Here is a 20474-nt window from a genome sequence, read left to right as displayed (position 1 = left end):
CGAATGAACCATGCTATACTATTCAATGGAAGTCGACAATTGAGTGTGGGAGATTACAGTCCTCCGCAAGGTCTTACCGATGCTCGTTTCCGCCTCACGTTCCCTGTCGCTTCCTGCCGTCCTGCCGGGACTCGTCCTTTGTGCGGCAGTCACGTTCTCTGCGTATCTCATTGAGCAGCTGCAGATGATGATTTTCGGCTCGCACTGGATCGAGAGCCTCGTGCTCGCCATTCTGATCGGCGTTGCCGTGCGCTCCTCGATCTGCCTGCCGCAGACATTCATTCCCGGCATTCAATTCGCCGCCAAGACACTGCTCGAGATTGCGGTCGTTTTGCTCGGCGCCTCGCTCAGCACGGCTGCCATCAGGCAGGCCGGACTGCCGCTTGTCGGCGGAATTGCCGTTCTGGTTGCTCTGTCTTTGGCCGGCAGCTTTGTTATCGGGCGGCTCTTCGGGCTGTCGGCCAGCCTGGCGACCTTGGTTGCTTGCGGCAACTCGATCTGCGGCAATTCTGCAATTGCCGCCGCAGCGCCCGTGATCGGCGCCAAACCGGACGATGTCGCCGCCTCGATAGCCTTTACCGCGCTGCTCGGCGTTGGTGCAGTGCTGACGCTGCCGCTTCTGCATCTGTTCCTGGGTCTCAGCGCCGTACAATATGGCGTATTCGCAGGCCTGACAGCCTATGCCGTCCCGCAGGTCTTGGCGGCCACGGCCGCTGCCGGAGCGGTCAGCATCCAGGTTGGCACGCTCGTCAAACTGATCCGCGTGATGATGCTCGGACCCGTCATCCTCGTGCTCGGCGCAGTTCATGGCCGCCGCCCTGGCGGTTCAGCTGTCAATCTTCGCCATCTTCTCCCATGGTTCATCCTCGGTTTTGCAGTCATGGCGACGCTTCGTTCCCTCGACGCCATCCCGGCGGCGCTGCTGCCCGGGATGGCGGCTATCTCCGCCGCCTTTACCGTCACCGCCATGGCCGCTTTGGGCCTCTCCGTCGATGTCAGATCCGTCGCCCATACCGGCGGTCGTGTCCTCGCAGCGGCGGCGCTGTCGCTGTTGGCGCTGGGGGTTCTCGGGCTTTGCCTGATCGGGCTGCTGAACATCGTCTGATCGAGCTGATATGCTCAAATTACTTGCAAAGATTCCCGTTGCCTTCCAAACGGTCAGCGGCTAGCCTGTATATACAGGGCGGAGAAGCAAAAATCGTCATGCGGGTCATCTCTTCACAACAGGCTGCGGATCTTCTCGAAGACGGGATGACTGTTGCTGCTTCCGGTTTTGGAGGTTGCTGCCATCCCGAGGCCATCACGGCCGCCGTCGAGGAGCGTTTCCTCGCCTCTGGAAAGCCCCGTAACCTGACGCTTCTGTTTGCTGCCAGTACGGGCGATCGTCAGACGCGCGGTATGGGGCACTTCGGTTATGAAGGCCTGGTCGCCTGCGTGATTGCCGGGGGATGGCGCGGAACGCCGCGCCTTGGAAACCTCGCGATCGAGGAAAAGATCGAAGCGCATTGCTGGCCGCAGGGCGTCATCGCGCAGCTCTATCGGGCGATTGCCGCCGGTCAGCCCGGCGTGGTCACCCATATCGGGCTCGGCTCTTTCATGGATCCGCTTCATGGCGGCGGCCGCATGAATGCGACGACACCGCGTTCGCTGGTCGAGCGTGTGTCGCTGCGCGGCAAGGAGTGGCTGCTTTATCCGTCGATGCCGCTCGACTGCGTGCTCTTGCGCGGAACGACGGCCGACGAAGACGGTAACATCACCCTCGAGGACGAGGCCTTCCCGCTCGACGTGCTCGCCATGGCGCAGGCCGGCCGAAACTCCGGTGGCATCGTTATCGTCCAGGTCAAGCGGATTGCCGAGCGCGGCTCGCTGCAGCCCAACGATGTTCGCATCCCGGCGACGCTGGTCGATTATGTCGTCGTCTGCGATGATCCGGCCCAGCACGGCGTCAGTTTCGCCGAGACGGACAATATCGCTTATACCGGGCGCGTCCGGATGGCGGTGAGCCGTCTGCAGCCGGCGCCGCTGTCGGCCGATAAGATTATTCAGCGACGCGCCTTCCTGGAACTGGCGCCGCTGAACCGCCCGACGATCAATCTCGGCATCGGCATCGCCGCCGGTATTGGCCGTATCGCCAGCGAAGAGGGATTCGACGATTATACCGTGACGATCGAATCCGGCGTCATCGGCGGCGTGCCGGCTGAGGAGTTGTCCTTTGGCGCCGCCGTCAATCCGACCGCCATCGTCCCACAGGCATCGCAGTTTGACTTTTACGACGGCGGCGGCCTGGATATCGCCTTCCTCGGCATGGCCGAGGTGGATCGGCATGGGGCGGTCAATGTCAGCCGCTTCAACAATTCCATCGTCGGGGTCGGCGGCTTCACCAATATTTCGCAGACAGCCAAGCACGTTGTCTATCTCGGCGCATTTTCAGCCGGCGGCGCGCAAATTGTGGTTGCCGACGGCAGGCTCGACATCGTCAGGGACGGCAGAGTTTGCAAGATCGTCGAGGCTGTCGAACAGATCAGTTCAAGCCCAGCCTTTGCGCCGGAGGGACAGTCACAGCTCATCGTCACCGAGCGGGCTGTTTTTCGGGTGATCGGCGGATGCTTGACGCTGACGGAGTTTGCCCCCGGCATCGATCTTGCCGCCCATGTTCTCGACCGCCTGCCGAAGGGCATCGCGGTGTCGGAGCAGCTGAAGCAGATGGATGCGCGCTTGTTTTCGACCCATGCGATGAAGGACTTTGCCCCATGAAAATCGATGGAGCCGCCGTCATCGTCACGGGCTCGGCAACGGGTGTCGGGGCCGCGTGCGTGAAGCAATTCGCCGAGGGCGGCGCCCGGGTGGTCGTCAACTACAGCCGCAGCAAAAAAGAAGCCGAGGAGACTGGCGATATCTGCCGCAGTCTGGGCGCGGAGATCGAGGTCGTCCAAGCCGACGTTGCCGATGACGCGGCTTGCCGTAGGATGGTCGCGGTTGCCGTCAATCGATGGGGGCGGCTCGACGCCCTGGTGAACAATGCCGCGATGACGGTCAAATCAGATCCTTTCGATCTGGAGACACTGTCGGCCGAAGACTTTCAGAACGTTTTCAGTGTCAACGTCATCGGTGCCTATCAGATGTGCCGGGCGGCGGTACCTGCGATGCGGAATAGCGGCGGTGGTGCGATCGTCAATGTCTCATCCAACGTTGCCTTTACCGGTGGCGGCAGCTCGCTTGCCTATACGGCCTCCAAGGGTGCGCTCAATGCGCTGACTTTGGCCTTGGCCCGCACCTGCGGTCCCGATATCCGCGTCAATGCCGTTTGTCCCGGCATCATCGATACGCGCTGGATGCGCGATACGCTCGGGCCGGATGCCTATGGAGCCATTGCCAAGCGATTTTCGGAAACCGCCCCGCTTGGCCGGGTTGCAACACCGGAAGACGTTGCCGGCGCCATTGTCTGGCTTGTTCAGGGTGCCGACTTCGTCACCGGCGAATTGCTTTCCGTTGACGGCGGCATCCGCCTGTCCGGTGGCGTTCGCAAACCCGCGACATCGGGGGGAGCTGCATCGTGATGCTGTCGGCTCAATCCATTCTCGATTTCCCGGTGCCGCAGGCGACACATGTAGTTACGGCAAGGGATGCCATCCTCTACGCCCTCTCGGTTGGCTACGGCACCGACGGGCCTGACGACAACAAGACATTGAAGTACGTCTATGAACGCGATCTCGTGACCGCACCGACCCTTGCCAATATCGTGGCGCATCCGGGGCCATGGATGAAGGACGCAGGCGTCGACTGGGCGCGTCTGGTGCATTCCGAACATCGCCTGACGATCCATCGGCCGGTCCCCCTCGATGTGCCGCTCATCTCTCGGTCGCGCGTCTTGTCGGTGGTCGATCGCGGCGTTGAGAAAGGAGTGTTCGTCAGCTTCGAGCGCCTAATCGCAACCGCAGACAGTGATGAGCCGATCGCGACCATCGTCCAGACCAATGCGTGCCGCGGCGACGGTGGATGCGGCTCGGCGGGATCTGCGCCCGAACCCTTGCCGAAAGTCCCGGACAGAGAGCCGGACCTTGAATTCAATATCGACATCCCTGACAACGCCGCACTGCTCTATCGCCTGAACGGCGATCTCAATCCGCTGCATGTCGATCCGCAGGCAGCCGGCAGGAGCGGCTTTGACCGGCCGATCCTGCATGGGCTCTGCAGCTTCGGTTATGCGGGCTACGCCATTGTCGCTGCTATCGATCCAAGCATGGCCAGCGGCTTGAGCGCGATCGCGGCGCGTTTCAGCGCGCCGATCTTTCCCGGCGAAACGATCACCGTGCAGATGTGGCGGAACGATGCCGAGATCCGCTTCCGCGGCCTCGTTGCTTCTCGCGGCGCGACCATCCTCGACAATGGCATCGCGAGGTTGTCATGACGAAAGCGGTCAAACCGGCCGCCGGCGAGGCGCGCCATTATATCAGGATCAAGGATCAGATCCTGACCGAGATCGCCGAGGGCAAGCTGCAGCCGGGAGACCGGGTATCCTCCGAAAGCGAATTGGTGGCGGCATTCGGCGTCAGCCGGATGACGGCGAACCGGGCGCTGCGGGAGCTGATGTTCGAAGGTGTTCTCAAGCGATCCGCCGGGATCGGAACATTCGTGTCGCCAAAACACCTCGACGTCGATCTGCTTCAGATCCGCAACATAGCCGACGAAATACTGGAACGGGGCCACAAGCATACGGCGGCAGTCGTTAAGGCCGGCTTGATGAAGGCGGATGCCAACGTTGCCGATGCGCTTGAGCTCATCCTCGGCGCTGAAGTGATGCATTCGCTGATCGTGCACATGGAAAACGACCAGCCCATTCAGGTCGAGGAACGCTACGTCAATCCCCTGGTCGCGCCCGACTATCTCTCGACCGACTTCCGCAGCATGACGCCGCATGAATATCTCACGAAGGTGGCTCCGATAACGGCGTTCGAACATATCGTCCAGGCTGTCAAACCGGATACGGCCATACGCAAATATCTTGGCCTGAAGAACGATCATCCTTGTTTGCGCGTCTTTCGACGGACCTGGTCGGGCGAGGCCGTCGTCACATGTGCGCTGTTATACTATCCCGGCGCGCAATATCGGCTGGAAGCACGATCCACCAAGGGTCCCTCCAAACCCGTCGCCATTCTCGGAGAGAAACAGTGAGCGCCACCAATTCTCCATCGATCATCTTCAGCTCGGCGCCGCCCACGATCGAGGACATCGCAGCAATTGCCCGTCGTCACGCCAGGATCGAGATCTCCGCCGAGGTCGATGCCCGGATTGTGGCCGCGCGCGCCGTCGTCGATCGCTATACGGAAAAGGATCTGCCGGTCTATGGCTTGACGACGGGACTTGGGGCAGGGGTCGATACACGACTTGCGACGGAAGATCTGGTGGCGTTCCAGATGCGTGTGCCGCAAGCCCGCGCGGTCGGCGTCGGAGAACCGCTTGCCCGGGAATCCGTGCGGGCGATGATGGCCGTCAGGGCCGCCGGCATGGCGGCGGGCGGTTCCGGCGTTTCGCTGAAAGTCTTCCAGGGTCTGATTGCCGCCATCAATGCAGGTATTCATCCTGTCGTCCCATCATTGGGCTCGATCGGTGCGGCGGATTTGGCTCCGCTTGCCCATATGAGCCGCGGCCTTCTCGGCTTCGGCGACATCGAGCTTGACGGCGACGTGCTGCCGGCCGCCGTCGCCCTTGAAAGGGCCGGCTTGAAGCCCCTCGAATTCGCGCCAAAGGACGGGCATGCGCTTGTTGTGGCCAACAGCCTCTCCATCGGCCTCGCCTGCTTGACGCTTGTGGATATCGAGCGGCTGTTCGATTGGTCCCTGAAGGCGATTGCCGTTAATTTCGAAGCGTTCCGGGCCAATGTCAGTGCCTTCGACGACCGCGCTCTGGCTGCCAGACCGGCCTTTGGGCAGCGCCGCGTCGCCGCTCAGTTGATGGAGCTTCTTTCGGGCAGCTCCTTGCTTGTAGCCGATGCAGCAAGACGTCTCCAAGATCCTTTGAGCTACCGCTGCACACCGCAGGTCTGGGGCGCGTTGAGGCATGCGATCGATGAGGCAAGGCAGGCGACTGACATAGAGCTCGTCAGTTCCAGCGACAATCCCGTCGTGATCGCATCCGAGGGCGTCATTCTTTCACACGGCAATTTTGACATGACCGCTTTTGTGCTCGCCTGGGAAAGGTTGGGGCAGGCGATGGCGCATTGCGCGGCAGGCACCGCCTATCGGATTATGAAGATCATGTCGCCTGGCATGTCCGACCTGCCACGCTTCCTGACCCCGATGGGCCAGAGCCGTACCGGTTTTGCGACCGTGCAAAAGACCGTCTCGGCCATGGAAGCCGAAATCCGCCATCTGGCCATGCCGGTTTCGCTTTCGCCCATTCCTGTCGCCGATGGCGTCGAAGACCAGGCATCGATGGCTCCCAGCGTTTTGGCAAAGGCGCAGGCGATCGTCGAGCGCCTGCGCTATCTGGTTGCCATCGAACTGATCGCATCGGTGCAGGCCGTCGAGCTCAGAGGCGTCTCAGGTGAATTGGGCAAGGGATCGGCGGAAGCCTATGCCTTTGTCCGCACCCACGTTCCGGCACTTGAAGAGGATCGCGCGCAAGGGCCGGATTTTGCGACGATTGCCGCATTGATCGGGCTCGGCCCGCAATAAGCCGGTTCGCCACTGCCCCGGCAGAAGGGCAGGGCGCCGATCGGTCATGCTGACGATCATTCCGGAGAATGCCGTCAGTCCGTTCATTGAAAAGTCAACAAGAGGGAATGACTATGAAAAGTTGGACAAAAGGCTTCTTCGCAGCGGGCATCATGGCAGCCGCCATGTTCCAGTCTGCATCCGCAGAGACCATCAAGGTTGGCAGCAAGAATTTCACCGAGCAGTTCATCCTCGCCGAAATGTACGCTGCCGTTCTGGAAAATGCCGGCATCACCGTCGAGCGCAAGATCAATCTCGGCGGTACGCTGATTGCTCACCAGGCATTGGTGGCCGGCGAGATCGATCTTTATCCGGAATATACCGGGACGGCGCTGGCTTCTGTCGTCAAGGGTGAGATGTCGACCGATGCCGAGAAGGTCTACACGCAGGTCAAGGATTTCTACGCCAAGCAGTTCAACCTCACCTGGCTGAAGCCGAGCGGCATCAACAATGGCTATGTGATCGTCGTCCGACAGGAAACGGCGCAGGCCAACAATCTGAAGAGCCTGTCGGATCTCGCCAAGGTTTCCAAGACCCTGGTCTTCGGCGGCGGCGCTGAATTTCCCGACCGCGCCGATGGCCTGCCCGGCCTTAAGCGTGTCTATGACGCCGAGTTCAAGGAGTTCAAGCAGTTTGCCAAGCTTGGCCTTCGTTATGACGCGCTGGAACAAAAGGACATCGACGTCGCCAATGGCGCCGCGACCGACTGGCAGATCGGCTCGAAGAACCTCGTGCCGCTGGCAGACGACAAGGGTCTGTTTCCGCCCTACTACGTGGCACCTGTTGTCCGCCAGGACGTGCTGAAGGCCAATCCGAAGGTTGCCGAACTGCTGGAAGCGGTCGGCTCCCATCTCGACAATGAGAAAATGCGTGTCCTCAATGCCAAGGTCGAGACCGATCACGAGGAAGCCAAGGACGTGGCGGTCGAGTTCCTCAAGGAAAACGGCCTGCTGCCGAAATGATTGTCACGCCCGCGGCCGGATATCGATCCGGCCGCGACCTGGCGTGACAATCTTCTTACGGTGTTTGTTCGAAAATCCGTCCGCTCAGCAGCCGGACAGGAATGTGGAGAAGTGGGAAATGCAGGAAATCTGGATCGATTATCTCAATGCCCTCGATGCCAAGGCACTGGCGCTGACGAATGACGAGATTCTCGATGCGGTGTCGAAAGCGCTGGATGCGCAGGGCAGGGGCGAAACCGTCATCGAGCCGCGTGTTCATCTTGTGCCGGAGAGCTCCGACAAAGGCCATTTCAACGTGCTTCGCGGCTATGTCAAAGCGCTGAATTATGCCGGCGTCAAAGTCGTCGGTGACTTCGTCGACAACTACAAGGTCGATCTGCCCTCGGAGCTTGCGGTCCTCAACCTGTTCGATCCGAACACCGGCGTACCGAAGGCCATCATCGACGCAACTGCCATCACCGACATGCGCACCGGCGCCGTGACCGCCCTTGGCGCAAAATATCTCGCCCGCATGGACAGCAAGATTCTCGGCCATATCGGTGCCCGCGGAACCTCTTACTGGAATGTCCGGCTTCTCGATCATCTCTTCGATTTCGATGAAATCCGCGTACACTCACGTCGCCCGGAAAGCCGTGATGCCTTCGCAAAGCGTCTTGAGGCGGATCTCGGCAAGAAGATCATCGTCACCGACAATTGGGAGGATTGCCTCAAAGGCGCCGATATCATGGTCGAGGCCAGCCGCCTGCCGGAACCGGCGCCGCTGTTCAAGACGGAATGGGTGAAGAAGGGAGCCTTCGTCGTGCCCTATGGCACGATGAGCGCTCTTGAATTCGATCTCACCGATATCATGGACAAGGTCGTCGTCGACGATTGGGGACAATGCGGCCCCGGCAAGCCTTTCGGAGCGCTTCGCCGTCACGTCGACGAGGGCAAGGTGACGGCCGAGAACTTGCATGCCGAAATCGGCCAGATCGTCTGCGGCATGAAGCCCGGCCGCGAAAGTGATGAGGAGACGATCCTGTTCTGGCATCGCGGCCTCAGCACGACCGACGTGGCGCTCGGCGCCGCCATGGTGGAGAAGGCCAGGGTGATGAATATCGGCCAGCGGCTGCGGTTTGCATAAATAGCCATGGTTATATGCAAGCCAATCGCCTGTTCGAGAATGTATAATCTCAGCCCGCGCATTCGCGGCCTGTGGGACGCGCTGTTCGCGCTGGTCAGCCTACGTTCCGGCGTCGAGCTGGAGATCATCGCTCACGCAGCTCCAGCTCCCTTGTCGGAATTATGGACAAGGCCGGACATGGGAGCGGTCTTCATGTGCGGCTATCCGTTTTCGCGCATGCCGGAGGGCTTAAGACCGGCGGCCCTTGCGGCACCCGTCTCGAACGAAGCATGGTCTTTGGACCAGCCGTTCTATGCCAGCCACATCCTCGTCGCCTCCACCGGGCCGGTGAACGCGGTGGCGGATCTCGCTGCGACACGCTGGGGCTGGACCGTGCGCGATTCCCAATCGGGCTACCACGCTGCGCGTTCCTTCCTTGCCGGCCAGTTTGCCGGGAAAATGAAGCCGAGCATGACGGTCGGACCGCTGCTCAACCCTTCAGGCATCATCGCCGCTCTCAAGGACGGCAGGATCGATGCGGGCGCGATCGACGCTTATGCCTTCCAATTGTTGTCGATGCACGAACGCGACGCGATCGGTGGTCTTCGTATTCTAGCGACGACCGATCCGCTTCCCGCGCCGCTATTGGTTGCCGCGCAAACATTGCCCGCGGACATCGCCACAGCGTTACAGCGGAGCCTCGTGACGTTGCATGAAACGCCTGAGGGAGCGGCGGCTTTGGAACGGCTCGGCCTCAGACGATTTTCGGCGGTCGCTCCGTCTACCTACGATGTCCTGCCGCAGAGAGCCGACGACGCCGATCGCAGATTGGGGATCTCATGGTAGACAGGCGAACGAGCGCCCGGACGCGGAGGTCTCGACGATGAAATGGGTTCCTAAACACCTCGATCGGCTGCTCGAAGCGCTGTTGGAGCACCTGTATCTCGTCTTTTCCTCGGTCGGCATTGCCCTGGTGATCTCGCTGATCGTCGGGATATGGGCGGCAAGGCGGCCGCGGAGCTTCGCGGTTATCATCATCTTCACCGGTATCCTGTTCGCCGTGCCGAGCCTGGCGCTGTTTGCGCTTCTTATTCCTGTCATGGGGATTGGGGCGGCACCCGCGATTACCGGTCTTGCCGCCTACTCGCTGATGATCCTGATCCGCAATATCGGCATGGGGTTTCAGGCAATTCCACGTGACATACTCGAAGCTGCCGATGGCATGGGCTACGGCACGGCGCGCCGGATCTGGGAGGTCGAGCTCCCGCTGGCGATGCCCTATATCGTCGGCGGCATCCGCATTGCCATGGTGACGGTCATCGGCATCGCGACCGTTGCCGCCTATATCAATGCCGGCGGGCTCGGCGTCATCATTTTCGAAGGCATCGACCAGCGGTTTCCCGAAAAGATCATCGCCGGCGGGCTGCTGACGTCATTTCTGGCGCTCTTTGCCGACTACTGTTTTGCATCCTTCGAAAAGCTGCTGCGCCGGCGCAGTGGAGGTAAAGCAGCATGATCGTTATCGATGCATTCAGCTGGATCTTCAGCAACTCCGGCGCCTTCTTCAACGCTTTCAATCGCCATCTTCTGATGTGCGTCCTATCGCTCGGCATCGCTTTCGTCATTGCCGTGCCACTCGGATTTGCCGTCGCACGGGCACCTCGCGCCGCCTTTGCAGTGGTCAATATTGCCGGCGCCTTGCGCTCCATACCGAGCCTTGCGATCCTGTCGGCAGCGATGCCGTTTCTCGGCATCGGATTGTTGCCGTCGGTGGTCGCCCTCATCGTCCTTGCCGTACCGCCGCTGCTGTTGAGCACGATCATCGGCATCCGGGAGATCGACGCCTCTGTGATCGATGCGGCCGACGGAATGGGTATGAGCGCCGGGCAGATGCTGTGGGAGATCGAACTTCCGCTGGCCGTTCCGTCGATTCTGTCAGGCGTCAGGACGAGTGCCATCCAGGTCATCGGCGGGGCGGCGCTGGCCTCCTTCATCGGCGGCGGCGGGCTTGGCGATTTCATCAATGCCGGCATCGCGATCATGAACATGCCGCGCCTTCTCGTCGGAGCGGTTCCGATCGCCCTGCTCGCGATCTTTGCGGAATTGGCGTTCGGCGCCCTGGAGCGCGTCTTCACTCAACGGCGCTAAGCGGCCGAAAGCGGATATCAGGATGATTCATCTCGACCATGTTACGAAGAATTACGACGGAAGCGGCTCGCATGCGGTCGACAATCTCGATCTCCTGATCGAGACCGGTTCGACGGTTGCGCTTATCGGTCCTTCGGGCTGCGGCAAGACCACAACCATGCGCATGATCAATCAGTTGGAGACGCCCACGGCGGGGCGTGTGCTGGTCGACGGCAGAGATATCGCCCGAGTCGATCAGAAAGAGCTGCGCCGCAGCATCGGCTATGTCATCCAGCAAGTCGGTCTGTTTCCACATATGTCGATCGCACGCAATGTCGCGACCGTGCCGCGGCTTCTCGGTTGGGAAAAGGCGCGCAGCGATCGCCGGGTCGACGAGCTGCTGGATCTCGTGGGGCTTGATCCGGCCATCATGCGGCAGCGCCTGCCACACGAATTGTCGGGCGGGCAGCGTCAGCGCGTCGGTTTCGCGCGCGCGCTCGCCGCCGACCCTGCCATCATGCTGATGGACGAACCGTTCGGCGCGATCGATCCGATCACCCGCGTTCGGCTTCAGGACGAATTCCGCGATATTCTCAGGAAGGTGAAGAAGACCGTCGTCATCGTCACCCATGACCTCGATGAGGCAATCAAGATGGGTGATCGCATCGCCATCATGCGCGACGGCCGCCTCCTTCAATATGATACCCCGCAGGAAATCCTCGCGCGTCCCGTCAATGAATTCGTCGAGAGTTTCCTCGGCCCTGACCGAGCCATAAAAAGGCTGAGCTTGATTGCCGTATCGATGATCATGACCGCGCCGGAACCGTCCAACGGCGATGCCGAGATCGCCGCTGACGCTACGGTTCACGATGCCTTGGCGCTCATCCTCTCCGGTGAGATGCCGGGCCTGCATGTCAGAGCCGCCGACGGGACGCTTGCGGGATATTTGTCTCGTGACACTCTATTGTGCGCCAATCGGCTGTAGAGCAATTCCACCAAACTGCGCAGCGGTCTTGCGCCCCGAATTGCGCGAAAACAAAAGATAGAGCGTTTCCGTGACGCGGAGAAAAGCGGACGTGCTCTGGCTGGGGTCGTTTGCGGAACAGGGCGACATCGCCAGTCGCCATGACGACCGGCATGAACCCTTCGGCCGCCACACAGGTGGATGACGCTGAAATATATTTCTCAGTATGAATTATATTGACAGCGCTGTGCCGTTGCGATTATCTGCCCATACCGGATTTCGAGGAGGAACTCCGGTCTTCAATGGATCATCGGCAGCCGCTGAGGCGCCGCCGGATATTTGGGAGGGGCTTCGGCCTCGAGGAGGAAACTTGCGCACATTTCTAAGCACGACCGCATTGGCGGTCCTTGCAACGACGCTTTTCGCCGGCGTGGCCAGCGCGAACACGGAAAATCCGTTCCGCTGCAAGCCGGGTGAAAAATACGTCATGAACGTCATGGTATCGGGCGTCGAATATTGGTTCCCGGTCTATGAAATGTTCAAGCAGGCCGGTCAGCAGCTCGGTTGCGAGACGGCCTACACCGGCACGCCGGAATATGACGTCAACAAGCAGATTGCCACTTTCGACCAGGCGCTGGCCCAGAACCCGGCCGGTATTCTCGTTCATCCGATGAACTCGGATCCGTTCATCGAGCCGATCAACCGGGCGATCGACCAGGGCACGGCGGTTGTGACCTTCGCAGCCGATGCGCCGCTCTCCAAGCGCATCTCGTTCGTCACCTCGGACAATACCCGCGAAGGCACCTATGCGGCCGACGCGATTGCCGAAAAGATGGGTGGCAAGGGTGAATATGCCGTTCTCGAAAATCCGGGCCAGGACAACCACGACAAGCGTATCGCCGCCTTCATCGCCCGTATGGAGGAAAAATATCCTAATATGAAGCTGGTCGGCCGCGCTGCTTCCAACCAGGACCCGAACAAGGCCTATCAGGGTCTGATGAGCTTGGTGCAGGCACATCCGAACATTGGCGCCGTCTTCATGCCGGAAGCGAATTCGGCCATCGGTGCTTCGCAGGCCAACAAGGAAAGCGGCGGCAAGATTCTCGTGATGTGCGCCGACGTCAACGCCAACATTCTCGACATGATCAAGGCGGGCGAAGTGTTCGGCTCGATCAACCCGAACCAGGGCATGCAGGGTTACATGGGCTTCATGCTCCTGTGGCTTGCCAAGCATCCGGAACTCATCGACCCGATGAACGACGCCAAGCGCGTCGGCTTCAATCCGATGAGCATTCCGTTCGTCGACAACGGCCTGTCGATCGTCACGGCTGCTAATGCCGACGACTTCTACTGGGACAAGTACCTGAAGCGGCGGGGCACCAAAGGCATCGAGGAGTAGACTTTTGCGCCGGCTGTCCGGGGCGTGATGCTTCGGACAGCCGCCGCGAGTGTGAGGAGGGGACGATGATGGTGTCGGTGCCGGTTCTGGAAATCCGCAATGTCAGCAAGCACTTCGGTGCGGTGAAGGCGTTGACGGAGGTGAGCATCAGCCTGGAAAGAGGCGAGGTTCATGCGCTTTGCGGCGAAAACGGCGCGGGCAAGTCGACGCTGATGAACATCATTGCCGGCGTGCTGCAGCCGAGCCAGGGAGACGTTCTCGTCGATGGCGCGCCGGTAAAGGTAACGTCGCCGGCCGTGGCACAATCGCTGGGGCTGGGGCTCGTGCATCAGGAAATCGCGCTCTGCCCCGATGCGACGGTGGCCGAGAACATGTTCATGGCCGCGACCAACCGCCGCCGCTCGCCTTTCATGAACTATGGCCGGCTGGAGCGGGATGCGCAGGTCGTGATGAACCGTCTGGCACCAATCGACGTGCGTCGCAAAGTCGGCGACTTGTCGATATCAAGCCAGCAGCTTGTCGAGATTGCCAAGGCGCTGACGCTCGATTGCCGGGTGCTGATTTTCGACGAGCCAACGGCCGCATTGACGGAGTCGGAGACGCAGATCCTGTTCGCAATCATCCGCGACCTCAAGGCGCAGGGTATTTCGATCATCTATATCAGCCACCGCATGGCCGAAATCTTCAGCCTGTGCGACCGGGTCACCGTGTTTCGCGATGGACGTTATGTCTCGACGGAGAAGGTGGCGGATTTGACACCGGATGATGTGGTGCGCCGCATGGTCGGGCGCGAGATCACCCAGCTCTATCCGGAAAAGCAGGCGCCGGCGGAGCGGACCGATGAGATCATCCTGAGCGTCCGCGATCTCGGCGACGGCAGCCGCTTCACGAATGTGAGCTTCGAACTGCACAAAGGGGAAATTCTCGGCGTCGGTGGGCTGATCGGCTCGGGCCGCACCGAGATCGCCGAAGGCATTTGCGGATTGCGACCGGTGATCGCCGGCGCGGTGCAGTTGCATGGAGAGCGGCTGCGGGCGCGCTCCTATGCGCAGGCCGCGAAGGCGGGCGTCGTCTATCTGTCGGAAGACCGAAAAGGTTCCGGGATCTTTCTCGATCTTTCCATCGCCCAGAACATTGCCGTTCTCGATTTGAAATCGCTGACCGGACCGCTGGGACTGTTGAATTCCAAGGCCGAGGCAGATCGTGCCCGCGACCTGGTCCGGCGGCTCGGCGTACGGATGGGTGGCATCGACATGCCGGTCTCATCGCTGTCGGGCGGAAACCAGCAGAAGGTGGCGATTGCCAAGCAGCTGGCGGTCAATCCCAAGGTCATCCTTATGGACGAGCCGACCCGCGGCATCGATGTCGGCGCCAAATCGGAAATCCACCGGCTGCTGCGCGATCTCGCGCGCTCCGGCATCGGTATCATCGTCATCTCGTCGGAACTGCCGGAGCTTCTCGGTCTGTGCGACCGGGTGCTGGTCATCCACGAAAGTACGGTGGCAGGCGAGGTCGAGGGCGCGGCGATGACGGAAGAAGCGATCATGCGGCTCGCCTCGGGGATCGGCGGCCACGATAATTCGAAGGCATCAGAGCATGCCGCGTAGGGAAAAAGCAGGGGCAGGAGACAGGGTCATGGCGGACGCTACATTGGCAACGGCACATCAGGCACGCGCGCCTGGCTGGAAACGGCTGGGGACGATGCGCGAGGCGGGATTGATCGCGATCATCCTGGCGCTCTGCATAGTCATGAGCTTTGCCTCGCCGCATTTTCTGACGCTCGGCAACTTCCGGGCGATGCTGATGTCGTTTTCGGTGGAAGGGATCGTCGTCGTCGGCATGACCATCCTGTTGATCGTCGGCGGCATCGACCTGTCGGTCGGCTCGGTCGTCTGCTTCTCGATGGTGCTGTCGGGCTCGCTGTTCCTGATGGGGCTCGATCCATGGAGCGCATCCCTGATCGGGATCATTGCCAGCGGCCTGATCGGCTGTGTCATGGGCCTCTTCGTCACCGTCGTCGGGCTCAACCACTTCATCACCTCGCTTGCGGCGATGGTCATCGTGCGCGGTATTTGCCTGATCATCACCAAGGGCACGCCGCTGTCGCTGTTCACCTTGCCGCCCTCGTTCAAGGCGGTGGGGCAGGGCACGTTCTATGGTGTCCCCTATGTGATCCTGATTTTTGTTGCCGTCGTCGTGCTGTTCGATTTCCTGCTGCGCCGGGCAACCGCCTTCCGCAAGGTGTTCTACACCGGCAGCAACGAGAAGGCGGCGCTCTATTCCGGTATCAAGACCAACCAGGTGAAGTTCTGGGTGACGGTGCTCTGCGCCACGCTGTCCGGTGTTGCCGGGGTGATCTACATGTCCCGCTTCGGTGCCGCGACCCCGACCTTTGGCGTTGGCATGGAACTCAACATCATCGCAGCTGCGGTGATCGGCGGTGCGTCGCTGAATGGCGGTTCCGGCACGATCCTCGGGGCAATCCTCGGTATTGCCCTTCTGTCGGTCGTAACAAGCTCGTTGATCTTGCTCGACGTGTCTGTCTATTGGCAAGACATGATCAAAGGCTGCATTCTGCTTGCCGCCGTCTCGATCGACCATTTTCTGCACAAGCGGAAGGCTGCCTGATATGCCGATAGCCAAGATCAAACCTGCAAATGCGCCGCGCGAGGAAATCGTCATCGCCCGGCAGATGCACCAGGCTCTGGTCCTGCATTTCCTCGAGGGACTGACACAGGCGCAGATTGCCGATCAGCTCGGCATCTCGCACGCTACCGTCAACCGGCTGATCAAGCGCGGCCGTCAGCTCGGTCTGGTCGAGATCAAGATAAAGTCGCCGGTCGAGCCGCTGGTCAATATGGAAGAACGGCTAAGAGCGCTTGGCGGCATCGGTCGCGCCGTGGTGGTGCCGACAGTGTCCGAAAACCCGCAGACGGCGCTTCAAGCCGTCGGCGAAGCGGCAGCAAGGTTGCTGCTGGAAGAGATCACCGACGGCGATACGATCTGCATCACCGGCGGCAAAGGGGTAAGCGCCGTCGTTGCCGGTCTGCAGCCGCCGCGTCGTTTCAATGTCGAGGTCATCCCTGCAACCGGCTGCGTGCAAGGTAAGCACTATACCGATGTCAATCATGTTTCGACCCTGATGGCCGACCGTCTTGGGGGGCGTTCCTACCAGATTCATGCGCCCCTCTTTGCGGACGATGCGGAGCAGCGGGCGATGCTGATCAACATGCGTTCGGTCGCCGACGTTTTCAAACGGGCGCGCGAGGCGAAGGTCGCGGTGGTCGGCATCGGCTCGATCCTGTCGGACGACTCGAGCTATTACGACCTGCATCCCTCCTCGAGCACCGACCGCGCCGCGATCGAGCGCTCCGGCGCCTCCTGCGAACTGCTGGCGCATCTGCTCGACGATCATGGCCAGGTCTGCGACTACAGCCTCAACCGTTCGCTGGTGTCGTTGACGTTGCCGGAATTCGCCTCGATCCCCACCAAGATCGGTGTGGCGAGCGGCCCGAACAAGGCAGGCCCGATCCTCAGCGTTCTCAGGGGCAATCATCTGGATACGCTGGTGACCGATGAGGCAACGGGTGCCCGCGTGCTGGCACTGGCGAATGGCGAAGGAAAATGGGCATGAGCGGACAGCAACTGACACGTGAGATCGGCAAATCGGGCGTTTCAGCCTCGGCGGTCGGACTGGGCACCTGGGCGATCGGCGGCTGGATGTGGGGCGGGACCGATGAGGCCGAATCCATCGCTGCGATCCAGGCATCGCTCGATGCCGGCGTGACGTTGATCGACACGGCGCCGGCCTATGGGCTTGGACGTTCCGAGGAGATCGTAGGAAAGGCGCTGACCGGGCGCCGCGACAAGGCTGTCATCGCCACCAAATGCGGCCTTGTCTGGCATACGCAGAAGGGCCGTCATTTCTTCGACCAGGACGGCAGGCCTGTCCACCGTTATCTCGGCCGCGACGCGATCCTGCATGAGGTCGAGGAAAGCCTGAGGCGGCTCGGAACCGACTATATCGACCTCTACATCACCCATTGGCAGGATCCGACGACCCCGATCGAGGAAACGATGCGGGCGCTGGAAGACCTGCGCAGATCGGGCAAGATCCGGGCGATCGGCGCAAGCAATGTCAGCCCCGACGACCTCAATGCTTATATCGCAGCCGGTGGTCTCGATGCGATCCAGGAGCGGTTCAGCATGATCGACCGGGAGATCGAGGCGGAGCTTCTGCCGCTGACCGAGGTCAACAGCATTGCGACGCTGAGCTACTCGTCGCTGGCGCTGGGGTTGCTGTCCGGCACTATCGGTCCCGACCGGGTGTTCTCAGGCGACGACCAGCGCAAGGGCAATCCGCGTTTTTCAGTCGGCAATCGCCAGAAGGCAACGGCGCTTGCCGACGCCATCGGCCCCGTAGCGGAAAAACACGGCGCGAGCATCGCCCAGATCGTGATTGCGTGGACGTTGGCGCAGCCGGGCATCACCTTTGCACTTTGTGGGGCGCGCAATTCGGTGCAAGCGCTCGACAATGCGCGAGCCGGGACCATCCGGCTGGATGCGGCCGATCTTGCGGCCATCGATACGGCCATAGCGGCGAAACTGACTGACATGGACAGGTAGCGGATCGCCATCATGAAACGGCAAGAGATATTGGACGGGCTCCGCCAGAGCCCGAAGGTGGACGTCTGTGTCATCGGTGGCGGCATCAACGGCATCAGCGTCTTTCGGGAGCTGTCGCTGCAGGGGCTGAATGTGCTGCTCGTCGAGAAACACGACTATTGCTCCGGGGCCAGTTCGGCGCTGTCGCGTATGGTGCATGGCGGGCTTCGCTATCTTGAAAACGGCGAATTCAAGCTGGTGCAGGAATCGCTGGTCGAGCGGGACCGCCTGCTGCGCAATGCGCCGCATTACGTCGCGCCGCTGCCGACGACGGTGCCGGTGTTCGATATCTTTTCCGGCCTCGGAAATGGCATCGTTCGCTTCCTGGGTCTCAGCCGCCGCCCGAGCCGGCGTGGCGCCGTCGCCATCAAGGCGGGCCTGAGCATCTATGATTTCCTGACGCGCAAACGGGCGCTGATGCCGCGCCACCAGTTCCGCGGCAGGCGCTCGACCCTTGCCAAATGGCCGGCGCTCAATCCCGACATCAGGAGTTCAGCTACCTATTTCGACGCCTGGGTCAGCCATCCGGAGCGGCTGGGCATCGAGCTTCTGCAGGATGGTCTTTCGACAAAGTTCGGAGCGATGGCGCTGAATTATGCGGAACTGCGTCGGACAGAGGATGGTCAGTACCGCCTCGAAGACCAGATCGGCGGCGCGTCCGTTGCCGTCGAACCGACGCTGATCATCAACGCCACCGGCGGCTGGATCGACATCGCCAATCAGACCCTGTTTTCGCCAGAAGGGCGGCCGGCTCCGCTGATGGGCGGCACCAAGGGCTCGCATCTGATCGTCGACAATGCGGACCTGCGCGACGCGCTGGCCGATCACATGATCTACTATGAGAACGAGGACGGGCGGATCTGTATCCTGTTTCCCTATCTCGGAAAGGTTCTCGTCGGTTCGACCGATATCCGCGTCGACGATCCGGAATCAGTGCGCTGCGAGGCGGACGAGCGGGATTATATTCTGCAATCGCTCGCCTTCGTGTTGCCTGATATCGCCGTCCGGCCGGAGCAGATCGTTTTCCAGTTTTCCGGCGTGCGGCCGCTGCCGGCCAGCACCGACAGTTTTACCGGGCGCATTCCGCGCGATCATTTCTGCACGGTCGTAGAGCCGAAGGATGGTGGCCCACCGGTTCTGTGCATGATCGGCGGCAAATGGACGACATTCCGGTCCTTCGGGGAGCTGGCGGCCGACATGGCTCTGGAACGGCTAAGCAGGCAGCGCCGTGTTGCGACAACCAATCGGCCGATCGGCGGCGGGCAGGCATTTCCCGCCAACGCGCCTGTCTGGCTTGCGCAGGTGGCGGCCAGCAATGGCCTTTCCGACGGGCGCATGGCTGAGCTGTTTGCGCGATACGGCACGGATGCCGAGGCGGTTGCCGGTTTCATCGCGGCGGGCCCCGATGCAGTGCTGCCGCACGCCGGCTACTCGGTTCGCGAATTGCAGTTCCTGATCCGCTGTGAAGCGGTGGAACATCTGGACGACCTGCTTTTGCGGCGCACGACGCTGGCCGTTTCGGGCGAGCTTTCGCTCGATATGATGGATGCCGTACTCGACCTTCTGGCGCAGGAAAAGCATTGGACGCTCACGCATCGCGCCCGTGAGCGTGACCGTTTTCTCACCCTTCTCAACGAACGCCACGGCGTCGACGAAGACATGCTTTCGGCAAGGAACGAACCAAGGAGCATAGAATGCGACACAACAGCAAAGTCCGGATGAACCGGCTGTTCGGCGGCGGCCGCTGCCTCGACGTGGCGATCGATCACGGCGTCTGCAACGAACCGTCCTTCCTCAACGGGCTGGAGGACATTCAGGCCGTCGTCAAGGCGCTGGTCTCTGCCGCGCCGGATGCAATCCAGATGAATTATGGCCAGGCAGACCTGCTACAGGACGTGCCCGGCAAGGACAAGCCGGCGCTGGTCATGCGCATCGACATGGGCAACCCCTACAACCGGATCCGCCACCGCGACATGTGGGCGGTGCTGCAGAACGAGGCCGAGCCGTTGGTCGGCGCGATCGAAATGGATGCAGCCTGCGTCGTCGTCAACCTGTTCATGCTGCCGGACGAGCCGGACCTGTTCCGCCAATGCGTGCAGAACATTTCCCGCGTGCGGGCCGATTGCGACAAGTATGGCATGCCGCTGATGATCGAGCCGCTGGTGATGCAGCCGGTCACCGAAAAGGGCGGTTACATGGTCGATGGCGATGCCGACAAGATCGTTACGTTGACGCGGCTCGCCCGCGAGATGGGGGCGGATATCGTCAAGGCGGATCCGACCACCAATGCCGAGGATTTCCACAGAGTGGTGGAAGCAGCCCGTTGCCCGGTTCTGGTGCGTGGCGGCGGCAAGGAAGATCTTCGTGCCGTCTTCGACAAATCCGCCGCCTTGATGCGACAGGGCGCAATGGGCATGGTTTATGGGCGCAACATCTATCAGCACGCCAATCCGAGTGCTGTGGTGCGCGGGCTGATGGCGATCGTGCATGAGGATGCGACCGGCGAACAGGCCTTTGCGCTCTACCAGCAGGGCTGAGTAGC

General features: G+C 61.2%; 19 protein-coding genes. All 19 read left to right on the top strand.

Annotation, left to right across the window (positions count from 1 at the left end):
• Window positions 1-43: 43 nt before the first annotated feature.
• The 19 genes from G9X64_RS02560 to G9X64_RS02470 all read left to right on the top strand — a co-directional run bounded on the left by G9X64_RS02560 (window position 44) and on the right by G9X64_RS02470 (window position 20469).
• Complete coding sequence (locus G9X64_RS02560; protein ID WP_168316024.1) at window positions 44-1105, top strand: YeiH family protein; 1062 nt, start codon at window positions 44-46, stop codon at window positions 1103-1105.
• Between the two features lie 98 nt (window positions 1106-1203).
• Complete coding sequence (locus G9X64_RS02555) at window positions 1204-2754, top strand: acyl CoA:acetate/3-ketoacid CoA transferase (protein WP_168316025.1); 1551 nt, start codon at window positions 1204-1206, stop codon at window positions 2752-2754.
• Window positions 2751-3557: an SDR family NAD(P)-dependent oxidoreductase gene (locus tag G9X64_RS02550; RefSeq protein ID WP_168316026.1), complete on the top strand. Its 807-nt coding sequence runs from the start codon at window positions 2751-2753 to the stop codon at window positions 3555-3557. The genes G9X64_RS02555 and G9X64_RS02550 overlap by 4 nt, the downstream gene beginning before the upstream one ends.
• Entirely contained in the window at window positions 3554-4408 is an 855-nt protein-coding gene (locus G9X64_RS02545; protein WP_171375885.1) for a MaoC family dehydratase, read from the top strand. The genes G9X64_RS02550 and G9X64_RS02545 overlap by 4 nt, the downstream gene beginning before the upstream one ends.
• Entirely contained in the window at window positions 4405-5172 is a 768-nt protein-coding gene (hutC, locus tag G9X64_RS02540) for a histidine utilization transcriptional repressor HutC (RefSeq protein ID WP_168316028.1), read from the top strand. The genes G9X64_RS02545 and hutC overlap by 4 nt, the downstream gene beginning before the upstream one ends.
• Window positions 5169-6674, top strand: coding sequence for an HAL/PAL/TAL family ammonia-lyase (locus G9X64_RS02535; protein ID WP_168316029.1), 1506 nt, complete (start codon window positions 5169-5171; stop codon window positions 6672-6674). The genes hutC and G9X64_RS02535 overlap by 4 nt, the downstream gene beginning before the upstream one ends.
• Window positions 6675-6787: 113 nt before the next feature.
• A complete protein-coding gene (locus G9X64_RS02530; RefSeq protein WP_168316030.1) occupies window positions 6788-7675 on the top strand; it encodes a glycine betaine ABC transporter substrate-binding protein in 888 nt (295 codons plus the stop codon).
• 118 nt (window positions 7676-7793) lie between these two features.
• Complete coding sequence (locus G9X64_RS02525; protein ID WP_168316031.1) at window positions 7794-8798, top strand: ornithine cyclodeaminase family protein; 1005 nt, start codon at window positions 7794-7796, stop codon at window positions 8796-8798.
• A gap of 6 nt (window positions 8799-8804) precedes the next feature.
• Complete coding sequence (locus tag G9X64_RS02520) at window positions 8805-9623, top strand: phosphate/phosphite/phosphonate ABC transporter substrate-binding protein (protein ID WP_168316032.1); 819 nt, start codon at window positions 8805-8807, stop codon at window positions 9621-9623.
• 37 nt (window positions 9624-9660) lie between these two features.
• The gene (locus G9X64_RS02515; protein ID WP_168316033.1) at window positions 9661-10293 is read left to right on the top strand and encodes an ABC transporter permease; all 633 of its coding nucleotides are present in this window, start codon (window positions 9661-9663) and stop codon (window positions 10291-10293) included.
• Complete coding sequence (locus G9X64_RS02510; protein WP_065283106.1) at window positions 10290-10925, top strand: ABC transporter permease; 636 nt, start codon at window positions 10290-10292, stop codon at window positions 10923-10925. Before G9X64_RS02515 ends, G9X64_RS02510 begins: the two co-directional genes overlap by 4 nt.
• Before the next feature lie 22 nt (window positions 10926-10947).
• On the top strand, window positions 10948-11889 hold the full coding sequence (locus G9X64_RS02505) for an ABC transporter ATP-binding protein (protein WP_168316034.1): 942 nt from the start codon (window positions 10948-10950) through the stop codon (window positions 11887-11889).
• Between the two features lie 349 nt (window positions 11890-12238).
• The gene (locus tag G9X64_RS02500) at window positions 12239-13267 is read left to right on the top strand and encodes a substrate-binding domain-containing protein (protein WP_168316035.1); all 1029 of its coding nucleotides are present in this window, start codon (window positions 12239-12241) and stop codon (window positions 13265-13267) included.
• Between the two features lie 68 nt (window positions 13268-13335).
• Window positions 13336-14874, top strand: a complete 1539-nt coding sequence (locus tag G9X64_RS02495; RefSeq protein WP_171375951.1) for a sugar ABC transporter ATP-binding protein — start codon at window positions 13336-13338, stop codon at window positions 14872-14874.
• A gap of 28 nt (window positions 14875-14902) precedes the next feature.
• Window positions 14903-15895 (top strand): ABC transporter permease, encoded by a 993-nt coding sequence (locus G9X64_RS02490; RefSeq protein WP_171375883.1) that lies wholly within the window; start codon window positions 14903-14905, stop codon window positions 15893-15895.
• A 1-nt stretch (window position 15896) separates the two neighbouring features.
• A complete protein-coding gene (locus G9X64_RS02485) occupies window positions 15897-16901 on the top strand; it encodes a sugar-binding transcriptional regulator (protein WP_171375882.1) in 1005 nt (334 codons plus the stop codon).
• Window positions 16898-17893 carry an aldo/keto reductase gene (locus G9X64_RS02480; protein WP_171375881.1) on the top strand — a complete coding sequence of 332 codons (996 nt, stop codon included), beginning with the start codon at window positions 16898-16900 and terminating at the stop codon, window positions 17891-17893. The genes G9X64_RS02485 and G9X64_RS02480 overlap by 4 nt, the downstream gene beginning before the upstream one ends.
• Window positions 17894-17905: 12 nt before the next feature.
• Window positions 17906-19654 carry a glycerol-3-phosphate dehydrogenase/oxidase gene (locus G9X64_RS02475; RefSeq protein ID WP_168316038.1) on the top strand — a complete coding sequence of 583 codons (1749 nt, stop codon included), beginning with the start codon at window positions 17906-17908 and terminating at the stop codon, window positions 19652-19654.
• Window positions 19627-20469 carry a class I fructose-bisphosphate aldolase gene (locus G9X64_RS02470; protein WP_168316039.1) on the top strand — a complete coding sequence of 281 codons (843 nt, stop codon included), beginning with the start codon at window positions 19627-19629 and terminating at the stop codon, window positions 20467-20469. Before G9X64_RS02475 ends, G9X64_RS02470 begins: the two co-directional genes overlap by 28 nt.
• Window positions 20470-20474 lie beyond the last annotated feature (5 nt).

It is taken from the genome of Rhizobium sophorae, assembly GCF_013087515.1.
Taxonomy (GTDB): Bacteria; Pseudomonadota; Alphaproteobacteria; order Rhizobiales; family Rhizobiaceae; genus Rhizobium; species Rhizobium sophorae.
Note: the sequence above shows the minus strand (reverse complement) of the source record. Positions and strands in the feature narration are given on the sequence as shown.